Genomic DNA, 17,024 nt, shown 5'->3' with positions numbered 1-17,024 from the left:
TGGGAGCCGGCAAGCCAGCTCCCACATTGGATCTCAGTCGTCTACACAATCAGGCCTGTAAACGTCTCATGCAAATGCCGCCACACCACCCGGCCATCAACCTGTCTTGCAAACACCACCGTCGACCGCCGATCTGTCTCCAGCCCCGTCGCATCCACTTGCCGCTCGCGATAACTCACCGTCGCGCCGCGCTCATGCTGATCAATCCCGCGCAACTCACTGAGCTCGATCCTGAACCCGTTCTTCATCCCGCCAGCCATCTTGAACAGCGCCGTCAGCGCCTCGAAATCCAATACCCGGCCCAACGGTGTGATCATCGAAAACCGGGGTGAAAAACGGGTCAGCAAGTTATCCAGGGCGTCGTTGCCCTGAGGAAGTGCAAACCATTGTTCGATCAGTCGGTGGGCTTCAATCACTTCATCAAAGTAGTCTTGGTAATCATTCATGTGGTTTTTTCCTGTAGGGGAGCGGGTCGGACAAGGGCCCTCACGTGCGTCGCATCAAAACGCAGGACTGCAAAGATCGGCAGTAACGTCAGGACTGCCGCGACCAGAAAACAGTGTCTGAAGGCATCAGGTAATTGAGGATCAAGGGCACCCAGCAACGAACTCAATACCGCTGCGCCAAGGCAGAAACTCAGCTGGCGGTTGATGTTCCACAACGCGCTGGCGTGGTTCATGCGATCAGCACGGATATCGATAAAGGCCAGGGTTTGCGCGCTGCTGCTGCACAAGCTGCCACCCAGTCCCATCAAGGCGTATGCGGTGACCGGTAACCATCCGTGAGGTTGTTCGATCAGCATCAACAAACCAATGCCCGCGCTCTGTAGCAGCATGCCGAACACCAGCAAGGGCTTGGGTCCCCAGCGATTGAAGCCCTGTTTGCCGGCGACAATCGCAACTGCCGAACCCAGTGCCCAGGGCAACATCAACCCACCGATTTGCGCAGTACCGAACCCCAGTTGATGCAGGTACAGCACAGCGATCAGGCTGGTGCCAATGAACACACCGGGGACCAGCAAATACACGCACATCGCCAGGCGCAACGAAGGGCTGTGCAGCAATTGCAGATCGAGCAGCGCGGCGGGCTTGCGCCAACCATCGCGCAGGTACAGCCCGAATGTGACGGCGCTCAACAGCAGGCCGATCAAACCGAATTGACGTGTGCCAGCTTCACTCAACAGGCTCAAGGCAATCAGCAGCAAACTGAGGCTGGAGGCGGCGAGCAGCAGGCCACGGCTGTCCAGCGTCGGGCGATCGCTCGTGGGGCCGTCGGCCTTCAACCACAGCGCCGCCAGCACCAACGCCAGCAACGTCAACGGCAGGTTCAGGTAAAACACCCAACGCCAGGACAGGGCCTGGACAATCCATCCGCCGACCATGGGCGACAGCGCCGGGACCAGCAACGCAACGGACAGCACCCACAGGGTCAAGCGGCTGCGCAGGTGCGCTGGACAATGACGAAACGCCAACGCCTGGCCGACAGGAATCAACAACCCGCCGCCGAGTCCTTGCACCAGTCGCCAACCGATCAGCGCTTCAATCGAGTCAGCCCCAGCAACCAACAGCGAAGCGAGACCGAACAGCAGCAGTGATGCGAGTATCAAGCGCCGCTCGCCAACCCTTGCCGCCAGCCACACGCTCATCGGGATGATCAGCGTCAGCCCCAGCATGTAGGCATTGCTGATCCAGGCCAGTTGGGTCACCGAGGCGTGCAGGTGTTGTGCGATGTCGGGGTAGGCGATGTTGGCGACAAACATGTTCAGCAGATCGAGGGCAAATCCCAGCAGATACACCAGCGCGACTTTCGAGCGATAGGACATGACGACTTCCCTGTGTTGATGCGTGCAGGGTAGGGCGCGCGAAGCACTATGGAAACGCTGGTTTGGCTGCTAGTTTGTCAAAATTATTTTGACAGTGAGCATTCTCTGACATGGTCAGCCTGGACCGTTTTGACACCTTCAAGGCCGTAGTAGAGGCGGGGTCGCTGACGGCGGCGGCCGATCTGCTGGGGCAGACGCGCGCGGTGGTGAGCTTCAATCTCAAACGCCTGGAAGCCGAACTCGGTGTCACGTTGCTGACCCGCAGCACACGGAAACTGGCGCTGACCGATGCCGGCGAACGTTTTTACCAGCGCTGCGTGCGAACCCTGGACGAGGCCCGAATGGCCGTCGAGGAAGCCCGCAGCGAGCACCTGCAACTGCGGGGTACGTTGCGCATCACTACCACCGTGGAGTTTGCGTTGGCGCAGGTAGTGCCGGCGTTGACGGTCTTTCGTGAGCAGCAGCCACAGCTGCACGTTCACCTGTCGACGTCCTCGACCCATGCCGATCTGATCTCCGAACGCTTTGATCTGGCGATCAGGTTGGGTCGCATGCTGGACTCCAACCTGCGCGCGGTGCAGTTATCGACCTTCGATATTTTCGCAGTGGCGGCGCCTGCCCTGATCGAGCGTTTTGCCCCGGCATCAACGTTGGCGGCACTGGAGCAATGGCCGACGCTGGGGCATGGGCGAGTGCCGGAATTGACGGTGACAGACCCCGAGGGCGTGGAGCATCTGTACCCTCCGGGGCCGTGGACAACGGCGATCGTCGCGGACAACTCGGTCACGCTGCGGGCGTTTGCCTTGGCCGGGCAAGGCGTGGCAGTGCTGCCTGACTGGCTGGTGCAAGAGGACCTTCAGGCGGGGCGGTTGGTGCGCTTGCTGGCGGATCATTCGTTTGCCCGGCAAGGGGTGTATGCGCTGTACCCGGACACCCGGCACTTGCCGCTGAAGGTGCGGGCGTTTATTGATTTCATGAAAGCGTGGGGCTGATTGTTGCGGTGACTGTTCTGGCCCAACCGTCGGAATGCCGCCCAGACCAAGCCACGCTCCCACAGGATCGAGGGTGAACACATCCACTGTGTACGGCGCAAATCCCCTGTGGGAGCTAGCTTGCTAGCGATAGCGTCACCTCGGTCTCAAAGCTGCCCCTTCAACCCGAACCGCTTCATCAACCCCGCCTCCAGCAATCCTTTTGGCAACAACCCCGCCAACAGCGGCAAAGCCCGAGACCCATTGCCCAGGCGAATCAACCGTGGCGGTTTGCTCTGCTGCACAGCCTTCAGCAAACCGGCAGCAAACTCACTGGCCGGCGTCGGCTTGTCCTGGGACGCCTTGGCCCGCGCCCGAATGCCTTCACGCAACGGCCACCATGGCGACTGCTCGGTGATCAACTGTTCGGCTTCGTGACCGGCATTTTTGGCGAAGCTGGATTCGATGGCCCCCGGCTGGACCTCCATCACACGAATACCGAATGGCGCCAACTCCATGCGCAAGGCATCGCTCAGTGCATGCACCGCGGCCTTGGACGCGCAGTACGCACCGGCAAATGGCGTGACCAGTACCCCGGACACGCTGCCAATGTTCACCACTAATCCTTTGGCGCGACGCAGCACCGGAAACAGCGCCCGGGTGACACCGACGATGGCAAATACATTGGTTTCGAACTGACGCTGCATCGCCGCAACACCGCCATCGAGCAGCGGCCCCATGGCGCCATAACCGGCGTTGTTGATCAGCACATCAAGCCCGCCACGCTCCTGATTGATCCGTGCGCTGAGCAACTCAAGCGCCGCGCCGTCATTAACGTCCAGTTGCACGGCGGTGAACCCGGCAGCGGACAGGAGGGCAACATCTTCCGCCTTGCGGGCGCTGGCCCAAACTTCGTAACCGGCCGCTTTAAACGTATCGGCGAGGGCGCGGCCAATGCCGCTGGAACATCCGGTAATCAATGCAACGGGCATGGCGCGGTCCTTGTGCAACGGGAGGAATGGGACGATCAGTCGGAGAAACTACCTTGCAATCGCTCGGCGCGAAACTCGAGGGTTTGCGGGCGATAACCCGGACGCAATGGCGGCATGGGCAAACAGTCTTCCCAGCTGGCACCGGCCTGCAGTTCGCCGGGGCCACGGTAGCGGGGCGCGGCGTATTGATTATCGGCCAGATTGACCGTGTCTCCCGGTGCGTACGCGGCGACTTTCCAGCGTAATTCCGTCAACGGTACATCGTTGCCGTTGTTCATTTTCAGCTGCAACGGGCGATCCGCCGGGCACTGTTCGGGCGCATAGGCAATGCGCAGCTCAAGCCGCGCCAACTGCTTGACCTCGCGGTTGTCCAGCCAGATCACCCACGCCGCTACCAACCCCAATCCGATGGCGGCGGCCACAGAGACAGGCAAGGCTTTGGCGGGGTAGCGCAACAAAAGGATCAACCAGGTAATGACCAGCAGGACGCCGATGAACATCACGCAAACCTCGGGGGGAGAGAAGGACATCCTACCTAAGCGCAGGTGAGGTTGGCGATTGAAAAGGAAGGTCAAAAGATCGCAGCGTGCCGCAGCTCCTACATGGAAATGCATAACCCCTGTAGGAGCTGCGGCACGCTGCGATCTTTTGATCTTGGTTAACAGACAAAAAAAGCCCCCGCCCAACCCGCTGCGGATAGGGGACGCAACGGGCTGGACGGGGGCTTCTTTTTTTTTCGATCAATTACTGCGCGATGGTTTTCACCGACACGCCGCGCTCGATCGGGTTGGAACGACCGTAGATATCTTCAAATCGCTCGATATCGTCTTCGCCCAGGTAGCTGCCCGATTGCACTTCGATGATTTCCAGCGAGATCTTGCCCGGGTTGCGCAAGCGGTGGACCGAGGCGATCGGGATGTAGGTCGACTGGTTTTCAGTGAGCAGGAACACGTTCTCATCGCAGGTCACTTCAGCGGTGCCGCTGACCACGATCCAGTGTTCGGCGCGGTGGTGATGCATCTGCAACGACAGGCACGCCCCCGGCTTGACCGAAATGCGCTTGACCTGGAAGCGGCCGCCCATGTCCACCGAGTCGTAGGAGCCCCACGGACGATAGACTTCACAGTGGGTCTGGGTTTCGCTGCGGCCCTGTTCGTTGAGGGTGTTGACCATCTGTTTCACGCCTTGGACCTTGTCCTTGTGCGCGATCATCATGGCGTCCTTGGTTTCGACCACCACGATGTTTTCCAGGCCGATCACCGACACCAGTTTGCCGTTGCCGTGGATCATGCAGTTCTTGCTGTCCTGGATGACCACGTCGCCTTTGGTGACGTTGCCGTTGGCGTCTTTTTCATTCACTTCCCACAGCGACGACCAGCAGCCGACATCACTCCAGCCAGCGGTCAGCGGCACGACGCAGGCGCGCTGGGTTTTTTCCATCACCGAGTAGTCGATGGAGTTGTCAGGGCAGCAGGCGAAGGTCGCGGAATCGATGTCGACGGTGTCGGCATCCTGTTCGCTGCGTTCCAGGGTCAGGACGCAGGTGTCGTAGATGTCCGGATCGTGTTTTTTCAGCTCTTCGAGGAAGCGACTGGCGCGGAACAGGAACATGCCGCTGTTCCAGAAGTAACCGCCGGACTGGACGAACTCGGTGGCGCGTTTCACGTCCGGTTTTTCGACGAATTGCGAGACGCGGCTGATGCCTTCCGGCAGCAACGAATCATTGGTCGACTTGATGTAGCCGTAACCGGTTTCCGGTTTGGTGGCGGGGACGCCGAACAGCACCATTTCGCCGTTTTCAGCCGCAACGGTGGCCAGGGCCAACGCGCGTTGCAGGGCTTTCTGATCTTCGAGCACGTGATCCGCCGGCAGCACCAGCATCAATTCATCGCGACCTTCATTGACCAGCATCATCGCCGTCAGGGCAACCGCTGGCGCTGTGTTGCGGCCGAACGGTTCCATCAGGATGCGTTGGGTGTCGAGGTTACGCGCGCTCAACTGCTCGTTGACGATGAAGCGGTGTTCCTTGTTGCAGACCACGATCGGAGTGTCCATGCCTTCGAACACCAGACGCTCCAGAGTTTGCTGGAACAGTGTGTGTTCGCCGGTCAGGGCGAGGAACTGTTTAGGGAATTGCTTACGCGAAAGCGGCCAAAGACGTGAGCCGCTACCACCTGACAAGATCACCGGAATCATGTTGTTACTCCTTGAAAATCGTTTGGTTAGAGCTACGAACGCTGTGTCGTTTCACTCTTGTTTTTGTTTCGTGTCCCAACTGACACCTCAGTCCCTTGTAGGAGCGAGCTTGCTCGCGATGGAGGTCAACGAAAACGCGTGCATCCTGGATGTACGCGTTGTCCTTGAGCCTTTCGCGAGCAAGCTCGCTCCTACAGGGGGCATGGGTCAGTCAGGAAAATTCTTTAGCGCGTCGACACCGGGCGTTTTACCCAGACTGGCGACAGGCTGCTGCCGTTGCCGGTGACGTACAGCACCGCAGCTTCACCGCGTTCCAGGGCAACCGGCTTCACGTCGCCGACTTTGGTGGCGCCGTCGTACAAGGCCAGGCTGACTTTCACCGGGTTGATTTCACGTTCGCCACGACCTTTGGCGGCCACGGACGGGACCACTTCAGTCTTGCCATCGGCAGTCTTCAGGGTCAGGGCCTTGTCGCTCAGGTTCTGCACGCGAACCAGGGCTTTCTGCTTGTTCTTGAACGGCGGCTCTTCGATCAATTGCGGCGCGCCGCTGGCGTTGTTGACCAGGGTGTAATAGTGATCACCGGCCAGTTTCACCGGCAGGGACTGGCTGCCGACCTTGGCGCTGTAGTCACCGCCCGGCATGAAGCTGAAGTCACTGCTGGACAGCGGCGCGACATCGCTCAGGTTGGTGGTGCCGACGGTGGCGCTGACTTCAGCGTTACCGGCGTTGTAGATACGTACAAAGCTCGATCCTTTCGGTGCGGTCGGGCCGTAGAGCGCCGAGTCACCGCCAGCGAAGGCGTTCATGGACAGAACGCTGAAGGTGGCTGCCAGAGCAAAGGTCTTAGCGAGACGGCGAGGAGTAGTAGTGAAAGTCATGGTGTACCTCTCTTTCAGTTTTGCGCCCGGTCGGGCGTCTCGGATTTAGTGTTTGCGGCTACGTTTTGTTGGCGGGCGCCGGCTTGTTTAAGCTCTGCGACCCACTGCGGGTCGGCGTCACCGATTTCGTTGTTCACAGGCAGATAACGTTCAGGAAACTCCCAGATCAGCACCTGTGGCGGGCTGTTCTTGAAAGCATCGCTTTTCAGGTAGCTGAGCATCGGCAGAATCGGGCCATGGCCGTCTTCGGCGTAATTGACCACGTCGCTGTTCAGCGCTTGTTTGAGCGCACCCACAAAATTCCAGTTGGGGTTGGCGCTGTAGCTGGTGCCGATCAAGGCCACCGGCACTTCGGTGTTGGCGAACAGAGCGTCATCACCGGCAGGCTGATCAGAGACGGCCACGGTGTTGCGCTTCTGCAGCGGCTCTGGTGCTGGCATCAGGTTTTCGAACAGCGGGTCCAGCGGCAGGAACAGACGAAGGTCGCCCTTGTGGGTAACTTTCTCCGCAGGCTTGGTGACGAACTGCTGCGGCTCGCCGCTGAGCGGGAACTTGGCCTGAATGGTTTTAGCCAGGGTTTCGGCGGCGACCTGCGCACCTTCCGGGGTCCAGTGGGTGTCGGTGCGCAGGAACACTTGCTCACCGTTCAGCTTGGCCTTATTGAACGGGCCCAGCAGGTCAGGGGCGAGGATCTTGTCTGCCGCCACACGAGCGTGGAAGTCCTGGTACAGGTTGCCGTGGATGCTCGAAGGTTTTACTTCACCCAAGTGCTCCGGGTACAAGCGCGCCTTGGCCGGCACGATCGCCATCACCAGTTTCACGCCTTTCTCTTTCAGGGTCTGGCGTACGCCTTCAACCAGCGCGTAGTTGCCTTGCAGGTTCAGCTCTTCGTTGACGATCGGGTTGAACTCTTCATCGCTGTAGAGCCACTGATCGCGACCGAGCACGACGCCCGGACGACCTTCGTTGAACAGTTTGAAATCCAGAGCAGCCCACAGGTTGGTACCCAGGCGCTTGATCGGGAATTCGTCGTCGTAGTGCGTCTCGACGGCCTTGGTCCAGCGACCGTTGAGCACCGTGGTTTCGGCATTGGTGCTGAAGCCCATGAAGCTGCGCGTGGACCACAGGCCCAGGACAACCAGCGTCACCATGAACAGGGCGATGTAGAAGATGCGTAATGAGCGGGTCATGGTCAGATCCCTCAGAACTGGAAGTAAAGGAACGGCGAGAAGCTTTGCGCCGAGAGTTTGAAAATCGAGGCGATGAACAGCAGCAGTACCAGCGTGCGCATCACGTAGCGCGACCAGTCAGCGGTCCAGTAAGCCGGTTGCACGGTGGCTTCAACGCCAACGGTGTAGCCCGGTTCGTGGATGCTGGCCGGGTTATCGCCCGGTACGGCTTTGATCATTCCCGGTGTTGCCGTGGCAGGGCCGTCGGCTTCGACGTTCACCACCGGCTTAGTCTTCTCAGGCGGCAGGTTGCTGTAGAAATCGCGGATGCCGAAGAACGCCAGGGTTGCGTACGCCACAATCAGCGTCGCGACTTGCAGGCCGGTGAGGCTGGCCTGGTTGAGTTCCGACAGCGACCATTCGCCGAAGCTGAACATCGCGCCATACATGCGGCCGGCGACGTGCAGGTTTTCCGAACGGAAGATCACCCAGCCCATGACCACCAGCAGGAACGTCAGCGCCCAACGGACCGGATTGATGCTGCGCGGCGAAGTGTTCAGGCCGAGCGCTTTTTCGATCGCCAGCCACATGCCGTGCCATGCACCCCACACGATGTAAGTGATGTTCGCGCCGTGCCACAGACCACCGAGGAGCATGGTCAGGAACAGGTTGCGATAGGTCATCAACGTGCCTTTGCGATTACCGCCCAGGGTGATGTACAGGTAGTCGCGCAGCCAGGTGGACAGGCTGATGTGCCAGCGGCGCCAGAACTCGGTAATCGACTGGCTGATGTACGGCTGCTTGAAGTTTTCCATGAAGCGGAAACCCATCATCAAGCCCAGGCCGATGGCCATGTCGCTGTAGCCGGAGAAGTCGAAATACAGTTGCGCGGTGTAGGCGAGGGCGCCGAGCCAGGCATCACCCGTGGTCGGGTTCTGCAAGGCGAAGCAGTGATCGGCGACGACGGCGAGGGTGTCGGCGATGAAGACCTTCTTGATGAATCCCTGCATGAACCGCGTGCAGCCCTCGGAGAACTTGTCGAGGGTGTGTGTGCGGTTATTGAACTGATCGGCCAGGTCGCGAAAACGCAATACCGGGCCAGCGATCAGGTGCGGGAAAATCGCCACGAACGCCGCAAAGTCGATCAGGTTGCGGGTCGCCGGGGTATCACCACGGTAGACGTCGATGATGTAGCTGATGGACTCGAAGATGTAGAACGAGATACCGATCGGCAACAGCACGTGCGTCAGGATGAACGGCGACAGGCCGACCGACGTCATCATTGCGTTGATGCTGTCGACGCCGAAGTTGGCGTACTTGAAGTAGCCGAGAATGCACAGGTCGACCGCCACGCCAAGCAGCAGCCAGCGCTGGGCCGGTTTGGTCCGCACGCCTGCGGCGCCGACTTTGAGGCCGATCCAGTAATTCCACAGCGTAACCGCCGCGAACAAAGCCAGAAAGTCCACGCGCCACCAGGCATAGAACACATAACTGGCGATCAGAAGCAGCAGGTTGCGATAGCGTATTCCGCTCAGGTAATACATGCCGAGAAAGATCGGCAAGAACAGAAACAGGAACACGTTGGATGAAAATACCATCCCGATCTCTCCATGTTTAACCAACAGTCAAGGGCCAACGGCCCCCCCAAACCCCCCACAGAAAACCGGAGGGCAACACACAAAACTGAAACCTGACACTGACCCTGTAGGAGCTGCCGAAGGCTGCGATCTTTTGATCCTGATCTTTAAAAGCAAGATCAAAAGATCGCAGCCTTCGGCAGCTCCTACAGGGTGGCTGTGTTGAGTCTAAGAACCCTTGCCTTTTTCATTGGCCGGGTCGTAGACCTTGGTCAGGTCACCCCCGAGGCGGAAGGTCTTGAACGGCTGCATCTCGTGCTTTTTCTCAAGCACATCCGGCGAGCAGGTGTAGAGCGTGCAGAACGGTTCCAGCCAGGCAAATTTCGAGTCGACCTTGAGGTCGGTCATGTCCTGTTCCTTGCCGTTCTTCTCTTCGAATTCGTCCGGGTCGTTAACCCCGGCGAGCACCCGATCACCCAGGCGTTTCAACGCGCCGTTGTTTTCCTGACGCAGATCCACACCGTTGATCTGGGCAAAACTGGCGATCATTGCCAGCGGTGGCAGGGCGTAGTTGTGGTAGGCGAGGGCGCGCTGCTGACGCTTGAGTTCGTTCGGCAGGTAGCCGTCGGCGTCGACCTGATTGACGCCAACCTTGTATTCCTTGACGGCCCAGTCGAACAGGTCACGGCGGTTGGTGGCGACGGACGTTGCCATCACCGACCAGGCGGCCCAGTACGAGTGGTTGTTGGTTTTTTCCAGCGGCAGGTTGTCCCAATCGCTGACCACCTGATCCGCCATTTTGCTGAACCAGGCTTCGATCAACTGCGACTCTTGCTGATGGTTGGCCAACGGATGCGAGTCGGAGAACTTCAGGCGGATGTACGAAGAGGCCATGCTGCCCAGTGCCCATTTGCGCATGGACTTGCCGGTGTGGTTGAAGTCCTTGGACATCAACGCATCCGACTTGGCCCAGGCCGTCAGCCAGTTGAGCGTGCATTCCAGTTGTTCCGGGCGACCGTCACGCATGTACTGCATGACGCGCTTGCTGGTGCCGCGTTCCATCTTGGTGATGTCGGCGGTGGTGTCGCGAAAGGCTTTTTCCGACTGCACGTTCAGGGTCGAACGGGCCTTGTCGGAACCTTCGTACTTGCTGCGAAATTGCAGCGAACCGGTGTACGGCGTCGGCATCGCATCACAGCCTTTGCTGCTGTCGCCGGTTTTGACTTTTTCAATCGGCGCGAAGTAGCCCTGTGGCGGGCGCAACGGCGCGGCAGCCTGGGTGGCGCCGGCGAACATCGCCAGCGTCAGCAGCGATGGCGCGAGTAAATTTTTCAACGTTCGGTTTCGCATGGCAGACCTCATTGCCCGACCTGAGCGGTACGTTGCTCAGCACTCGGGAATACGTTGCGTTTGCAGATTTTCGCTTCGACCTTCTGTGGCGCGGCACCTGCTTCAGGGCCCTGGACTTCGACGGCCAGCAGATTCTGCGAGGCCCAGTCTTCGTCCGTGCGCAACTCGAAGGCAAAACGCCCGTCGGTGTCGGAAGTTTCCGGTTTGTCGATTTTGATGTCCTCGTGGCGACCGTTCATGTACCAGAGGGTGGCTTGCAGGGTTTTCACCGATGGATCGGCGAAGCGGATGTCTACCTGGTGACTGCTGTTTTGCAGGTTCAGGTTCTTGCTGTTGACCATCAATTCGTTCTTGCCCGGTTTCAACGTGGTGCTGCCGGTCATCTGTGCATCCTTTCCTTCGCAACCGTTGTCCAGCAGCGCCATCATCTGGCGGTAGATGGTTTCCTGGTCGAGGCGGTAGAGCGGCGAGAATTCCCAGATCAGAATCTTCGGTGGCTTGGTCTGGAATTCTTCGCTGCCCAGGTACTGCAGCATCGAACCTTCCAGGCCACCGCCGGGGAACGCCACGTTGAGGATGTCGGCGCCGATGGCCTCTTGGAGGAAACCGGCGAAGTTGTAGTTCTTGCCACTGTGACTGGTACCGACCAGGGTGATTTCCGGATTGCCGGAGTCACTGAACAGATCGCCATCGGCGGCTTCGCCTTTGGGTTCTGTGGTGAATTGATCCATGTACTGGATTGCGTAACTGGTGCCGCAGAGTTGACCGGCCATATTGTGTAATGTTCCGGTCTTGCCCATGCGACCCGACCTGTGGGTCTCGAATTCGCGTTTCGGAATGTCGGCGTAGGCCGGAATCTGCTTGACCTTTTCAGCCACGATTTTCGCCGTACGCTGGGCGCCATATGGCGTCCAGTGCTGGTCGCCGCGGAAGTAGAAATCGTGGGCGGGCAGGGTGTCTGGCAGCGATTCGTTGGTCAGCGGCGACAGGTCCGGCACCACGTAACCCATCTGCGCGAAACGCCCGAGCATGGTCTTGTAGTTCTTCAGCGCCTTGTCGAAATCGAACTTGGCTTTTTCTTCCGGATTGAGCTTGTTGCGGTTCACCAGACCACGGGTCGGCTGGTAAACCACCACCAGTTCCACGCCTTTGCTCTTGAACGCATCGTGCAGTTCTTTCATGCGTTTGTAGCCGGCCGGCGTGGTGTCGAATTCGGTGCGCAAGTCTTCTTGCGTACGGAACAGCCAGTCGCCCTGGGCCTGCACCAGCGTGGTGAAGTTCTGCTGATAACGCGTGGTGTAGTTCTTCGCGTCGTGCGCTTCCGGGCACAGGTTGCAGCACGGATCAGCGGTGAATGTCGGCGCTTTAACTTCATCGGCACGGACGCCATTGCTGGCCGCGAGAATCCCGAGAGTCAGGCCTGACAGGCTGAGTAATTTGATCAAGTGTGGGTGCATAAAATTATCCTCAGTCCTGCATTTCGGTCTGGCGTTCGACAGGGTCGATCAGCACGGCTTTCTGCTGGCGTACCAGCAGGTCGAGAATTTCATCCTGGCGCTCACCGAGAATGCCGTTGAAGCTGATGCCGCTGGATTTGGTCGGGGCGAGCATGGACACGCGATACAACTCGACGCTCAGCGGCGAGTCGATGGACAGCGGTCCGCTGCCGTTACCGGCCAGTTCACCGCCGACGATAATCAGCGACACCTGGGCGTCGAACGGGTCGAGCTTGATGTCCCGGTCGGTGTCGGTCAGGTCCTTGATGTGGCCGTAGACGCCGGTCAGGCCGTTGGCCAGTGACAGGTTTTCGTAAAGGCGAATGTTCACGCTGTTACGAATACGGATGCCGTGACGACGGTTGCTGATGACCTTGTTGCCGTAGATCAGGTTGTCGGCACTCTCGTAGAGGGTGATGCCGTCGGTGTGGTTCTTGTAGATTTCGTTGTAGGCGATCAGGTTGTTGACGCTGTTACGGTCGATCACCAGGCCCGACAATTTGTTGTCGAAGCTGCGGTTGTTGAAGATGAAGCTGTCGTTGACCTCACGGGAAATAATGATCCCGTGCTTCTTCTTCGTGCCGTACACCGTGTTGTCCGCAATGATCAGGCCGTGTGAACGGTCGTGCGGGTCGATGCCGTAGACGATGTTGTCTTTGTAGGTGTTGCCCTTGACCACGAAGCCGGTGGTTTCGTAGCAGTAGAAGCCGTACCACATGTCCGAGAATTCGGAGCCGACGATCCAGCCGGTCGGTTCAGGACGCTTGAGCACCTTGGCCATGTTTGGCGTGTATTGAGAAATACTCACGCCGTACGACTTACTGTTGGCGTAGCCGAAACTGGCGATCTTGCTGTTGGCGATGTAGGTCTCGGTGCCGCCCCAGGACAGCAGGAACGGACGGAATTCCTTTGGCGACTTGAACGTCGCCGGACCGTTGTCCTTCTCGCGCCAGCCGGTGATCTTGGTATCGCGCACAAACAACTGGCCGTCGTTGACCAGGAACGAACCGGCCTCTTGGGACAGGCGCAATTCCTGGGTCTGCTTGTCGATTTCCAGGATGCCTTTGTTCCCGACCACGATCGGCAACTTCGCCAGGTAAACCCCCGGCGAGGTTTCGCTGAAGTACTGCTTGGGCACTTTCTTCGCCAGGTCCTTGAGGTTCATGTAGCCGTCGTCGATAAAGATTGCCTGTGGGATCCCGTGCTGACGCACCACCCACTCGGCCATCTTGTTGTCGCCGCCGATGAAGTCCTTCAGGGCGTTTTCCTGCATCATCCGGCGCACACTGATCTTGCCGGCCTTGGTGCGCACGACTTTCGCGGCGATGGCTTCGGCGGTGTAGCCGGAGGTATCAGGCAGTGTTGGCTTTGCAAGCTCCAGCGGAGCGGTCGGCGCGCTGGTGACGGTGTAGGTCTTGGCCTGTTGCAGCTCTTTGCCGAGGGTCACAGGCTTGGTCGCCGGCTCCACGTTGGCGAAGGCAGCCGAGCTTGCCAGCAGCATCGCGCCGGCCAGCAAGGTGATCGAACCTCGCTTCGGATTATTCATGTCGGGCACTCCCTTCGCGGTTCGCATCAGAAGCGCCAGATGACGTCGATGAATGCGCGGTGCATGTACGAGTCAACGCCTTTGCCGTAGGCATCGCCTGGCTTGAAGACACCGCCACGCAAACGCACCAGGGCAGAAGGCTCATCGATCGACTGGCTCAGCGAAGCAGGCAGCAAGCCTTGCTTGAAGTACTTGGTGACCACCACGTCCATTTCCTGGCCGAGGTCCTTGTTGCCGTCTTCCAGCGGCAGGGACGTGCTGGAGAGGATGGCGCCGGTCACGTCGTCGGTGTCGTTCTGTACGGCGTTGATGCCGTTGCTGCCGACCGGCTTGTTGCCGTCGACGCGCCAGAATTTGTGGTAGATCACACTGGCGTCGTATTCGTCGTTGAGCATCCACGAACCGAACAGGGAAGCGCTCTGCATGTTGTTCATTTCGCCGCGGAAAGCCTCGCCGAAACGGTGAACGCGCGAGCGGGTACCGGTGTAGTTCGAACGGTTGCTTTCCAGGCCATTCTGTTCGTAATCGGCACTGGCACGGGCATACGCCGCACCGACTTGCCATTGCGGATCGAGGCGCAGACGCACACCCAGGTCGGTGGCCCAGCCATCGACGTTACCACTGGTCTTGGCTTGCGCAGGCGCGGTGCCGTCAGCGTTCAGCGGGTTGACCTTGTCGCGGTCGCCGCTCATGCCGGTGACGCTGCCCCAGTAGTTGACGGTGTTGGTGTTGCGCCAGTTATAGGCATCGCTGTCAGCGGTGAGGCCGATCCAGCTGAGGTCGCCGTTCTGTTTCTTGTCCAGGGAATCAGGTGCCACACCCGGTTCTGCGTAGTCGAGCTTGCCGTCATCGTGGGTGTGATGACCGCGAATGCCGACCCAGTTGCCCGGGGTCCACTGGTACGCCGCATCGGCGTAGGCATGCAGGCGATCCTTGTCTTTTGGCGCCAGCTCCTTGAGGTCAGTGCGGTATTCGCTGAAGCGTTCGGCGACACCGGCGTTGGCACGCAACAGGGTGGTGTCGAACGTCCAGTTCAAGGCTTCGATGTTGGTGTCGCGCCATTGGCCGTCGTCGTTGCGCAGGCGCTGGCGGCCGAGCTTGAGCATCTCGCCAGGGTAGGGCGTAAGGCCGCTGTAGCCGACCCAGAACTCACGCATCGCCAGGTAGTTTTTCTTGGTCTTGCGATCACCGTTGTCGGTGGTCTGGGTGCCGTCGCTGTCGGACTGCTGCAGCGTGTCGGTCTCGATGATGTCGGTCGACGTCACCGCCTGACCCATCGCATAAGCGCTCCACGCGCCGCTTTCGCCATACACCCAAGGGCGCAGGTCGAGGCCGACACCGTTGACGTCGCCGCCTTTTTGCGTGCCCAGGTCGGTATCGTCTTCGGATTGGGCGGTGACCTTTACATCAAGGCCGTAGTTCTGGCTTTCAGTCAGGGCCGCGAGGGTCGGGCACGACCACATCAAAGCGAATGTCAGGCCAATACCGGCCTTAACGAATGGATTCAACTTCATAGGGATTCCTCGCCGTCTTCTTCTTGCAGGGCATGCAGATCCAGCGTGTTTTGACTCAAGGCACCACGAACGGCCTGTTCTTGTTTCAACAGGCGTTGGGCCTCGGCGAGCTGGGCAGGCGGCAGTTGGGCTTCGAGTGTTTGCGCAAGCTCGGTGGCTTGCGGGGTGTCTTGAGCCTTGGCTAGCTGGCTGAAGACATACGCGTTGAGCGGGTTGGGCTTGGTGCCTTTACCTTGGGAAAACAGCTGGGCAATGGCGAAGTCGGCGCTGTTCTGGCCGTTGCGCGCAGCGGTCAGCAAGTGGTCCAGCGCTTTCTGCGAATAGACCTTGCCCAGGTAACCACGGCGATAGATCTGGCCGAGGTAGTAATCGGCGGCGACTTCGCGGCCAACGGCTTTCTGGAAGTGTTCTTCGGCAGCCTTGGCATCGGCCGGCACCATTTTGCCTTCGTAGTAAAGCTTGCCCAGCAACAGCTCGGCGCGCGGCTGATCGGCGGCGCGGCCGTTGTCCAGGTACTTCATCATCGTGTCGACGTCACCGAGTTCGGGGAAGTCGTAGAGCAGTTGTGCAAGGCTGACCCACGACGCCGGGTAGCCAGGGGCGATGCCTTCGAGCAGCGACTGCGCGGTTTTCTCGTCGGTGGTGCCCAGGGTCGGGTCGCCGAGTACGCGAGCGACGCTGTCCACGCGCTGAGCGGAAACGGTGCCGCGAGCGTGGGCCGCTTGCATCTGCTTGATCAGCTCGGCTTGCAGCTCGGGTTTGGCTTGTTTCTGATAAACCGTGGCCAGCTCGACGTAGCAGATGTCGGTGGTGTTCAACGCGGCTTTGCAGATGGTTGCGACTTCGTCCAGGTGCTGGTCGTAAGTGCCCTGGGTGCGATACAGCAGCACTTGGGCGAGACCCGCTTCAGGCTTGCCTTCGGCGCGCCATTGGCTGATCTGCTGCTGGGCGTTGATGTTCGGGAAACTGTGAGGGTATTGCAGGTACAGCATGGCCAGCGGGATCAGCGTATTGCCTTCGCCATTGGCCGAGGCCTTCTTCAACAGGACTTCGGCTTCGTGCTGTTCGGCTTCGGTCGAACCCGGTTTGGCGACCAGCAAGCGACCCAGGCGAGCCTGGGCTCGTGGCGAGACATCGGCGGCGGCGCGGTAAGTCGCTTCGGCCTGCCGGATCTGCGCCGGGTCACGGCTGTCGACCTGGATATCGGCGAGGCCCACCTGGGCTTCGCTGTACCCGAGGTCGGCCAGTTGCTTGTAGTTCTGCTGCGCCAGCGCGGTGTCGCCGCGCTTGAGGGCTTCATTTGCCAGGCGCTGGTCGGGCAGGCCGGCGCAACCGGCCAGGCTGACGGCCAATGCCAGTGCACACATCGCACCCCTGTGGGAGCCAGCCTGCTGGCGATTCAAGCGGCTCGGTGCATCAGACAAACCGCAGCGATCCCATCGCGAGCAGGCTCGCTCCCACAGGGATTGCGGTGTTCTGAGGATAAGTGGAATCGTCACGGGCATGTCCT

Annotated in this window: 14 protein-coding genes; 1 reads left to right on the top strand and 13 read right to left on the bottom strand. The window is 59.7% G+C overall.

Features of this window, described 5'->3' with window-relative positions; translation table 11 throughout:
- Positions 1-41: 41 nt before the first annotated feature.
- Together GBC55_RS10140 and GBC55_RS10135 are read right to left on the bottom strand one after the other, a co-directional pair.
- Positions 42-446 (bottom strand): DUF4440 domain-containing protein, encoded by a 405-nt coding sequence (locus GBC55_RS10140; RefSeq protein ID WP_162437308.1) that lies wholly within the window; start codon positions 444-446, stop codon positions 42-44.
- A complete protein-coding gene (locus GBC55_RS10135; RefSeq protein WP_162437309.1) occupies positions 443-1,822 on the bottom strand; it encodes an MFS transporter in 1,380 nt (459 codons plus the stop codon). The genes GBC55_RS10140 and GBC55_RS10135 overlap by 4 nt, the downstream gene beginning before the upstream one ends.
- 110 nt (positions 1,823-1,932) lie before the next feature.
- Here GBC55_RS10135 and GBC55_RS10130 point away from each other — a divergent pair, with 110 nt between their 5' ends.
- On the top strand, positions 1,933-2,814 hold the full coding sequence (locus tag GBC55_RS10130) for a LysR family transcriptional regulator (protein ID WP_162437310.1): 882 nt from the start codon (positions 1,933-1,935) through the stop codon (positions 2,812-2,814).
- Between the two features lie 146 nt (positions 2,815-2,960).
- Here GBC55_RS10130 and GBC55_RS10125 read toward each other — a convergent pair whose 3' ends face one another.
- The 11 genes from GBC55_RS10125 to algK all read right to left on the bottom strand — a co-directional run bounded on the left by GBC55_RS10125 (position 2,961) and on the right by algK (position 17,013).
- Positions 2,961-3,785, bottom strand: coding sequence for an SDR family oxidoreductase (locus GBC55_RS10125; protein WP_162437311.1), 825 nt, complete (start codon positions 3,783-3,785; stop codon positions 2,961-2,963).
- Between the two features lie 35 nt (positions 3,786-3,820).
- Positions 3,821-4,285 carry a multidrug transporter gene (locus tag GBC55_RS10120; RefSeq protein ID WP_162437312.1) on the bottom strand — a complete coding sequence of 155 codons (465 nt, stop codon included), beginning with the start codon at positions 4,283-4,285 and terminating at the stop codon, positions 3,821-3,823.
- Positions 4,286-4,529: 244 nt separating this feature from the next.
- Positions 4,530-5,981, bottom strand: coding sequence for a mannose-1-phosphate guanylyltransferase/mannose-6-phosphate isomerase (locus GBC55_RS10115; protein WP_162437313.1), 1,452 nt, complete (start codon positions 5,979-5,981; stop codon positions 4,530-4,532).
- Between the two features lie 224 nt (positions 5,982-6,205).
- The gene (locus GBC55_RS10110; protein ID WP_162437314.1) at positions 6,206-6,862 is read right to left on the bottom strand and encodes an alginate O-acetyltransferase AlgF; all 657 of its coding nucleotides are present in this window, start codon (positions 6,860-6,862) and stop codon (positions 6,206-6,208) included.
- A gap of 14 nt (positions 6,863-6,876) precedes the next feature.
- The gene (locus tag GBC55_RS10105) at positions 6,877-8,052 is read right to left on the bottom strand and encodes an alginate O-acetyltransferase (RefSeq protein ID WP_162437315.1); all 1,176 of its coding nucleotides are present in this window, start codon (positions 8,050-8,052) and stop codon (positions 6,877-6,879) included.
- Positions 8,053-8,063: 11 nt separating this feature from the next.
- Entirely contained in the window at positions 8,064-9,629 is a 1,566-nt protein-coding gene (locus GBC55_RS10100; RefSeq protein ID WP_162437316.1) for an MBOAT family protein, read from the bottom strand.
- 207 nt (positions 9,630-9,836) lie between these two features.
- Positions 9,837-10,958 (bottom strand): mannuronate-specific alginate lyase, encoded by a 1,122-nt coding sequence (locus tag GBC55_RS10095; RefSeq protein WP_162437317.1) that lies wholly within the window; start codon positions 10,956-10,958, stop codon positions 9,837-9,839.
- An 8-nt stretch (positions 10,959-10,966) separates the two neighbouring features.
- On the bottom strand, positions 10,967-12,415 hold the full coding sequence (locus GBC55_RS10090) for an alginate O-acetyltransferase (RefSeq protein ID WP_162437318.1): 1,449 nt from the start codon (positions 12,413-12,415) through the stop codon (positions 10,967-10,969).
- 10 nt (positions 12,416-12,425) lie between these two features.
- A complete protein-coding gene (algG, locus tag GBC55_RS10085; RefSeq protein WP_162437319.1) occupies positions 12,426-14,000 on the bottom strand; it encodes a mannuronan 5-epimerase AlgG in 1,575 nt (524 codons plus the stop codon).
- 26 nt (positions 14,001-14,026) lie between these two features.
- Positions 14,027-15,514: an alginate export family protein gene (locus GBC55_RS10080; RefSeq protein WP_162437320.1), complete on the bottom strand. Its 1,488-nt coding sequence runs from the start codon at positions 15,512-15,514 to the stop codon at positions 14,027-14,029.
- Positions 15,511-17,013 (bottom strand): alginate biosynthesis TPR repeat lipoprotein AlgK, encoded by a 1,503-nt coding sequence (gene algK / locus GBC55_RS10075; RefSeq protein WP_162437321.1) that lies wholly within the window; start codon positions 17,011-17,013, stop codon positions 15,511-15,513. Before algK ends, GBC55_RS10080 begins: the two co-directional genes overlap by 4 nt.
- Positions 17,014-17,024 lie beyond the last annotated feature (11 nt).

The sequence above is a fragment of the Pseudomonas sp. TNT3 genome (assembly GCF_010095445.2).
Classification (GTDB): domain Bacteria; phylum Pseudomonadota; class Gammaproteobacteria; order Pseudomonadales; family Pseudomonadaceae; genus Aquipseudomonas.
Note: the sequence above shows the minus strand (reverse complement) of the source record. Positions and strands in the feature narration are given on the sequence as shown.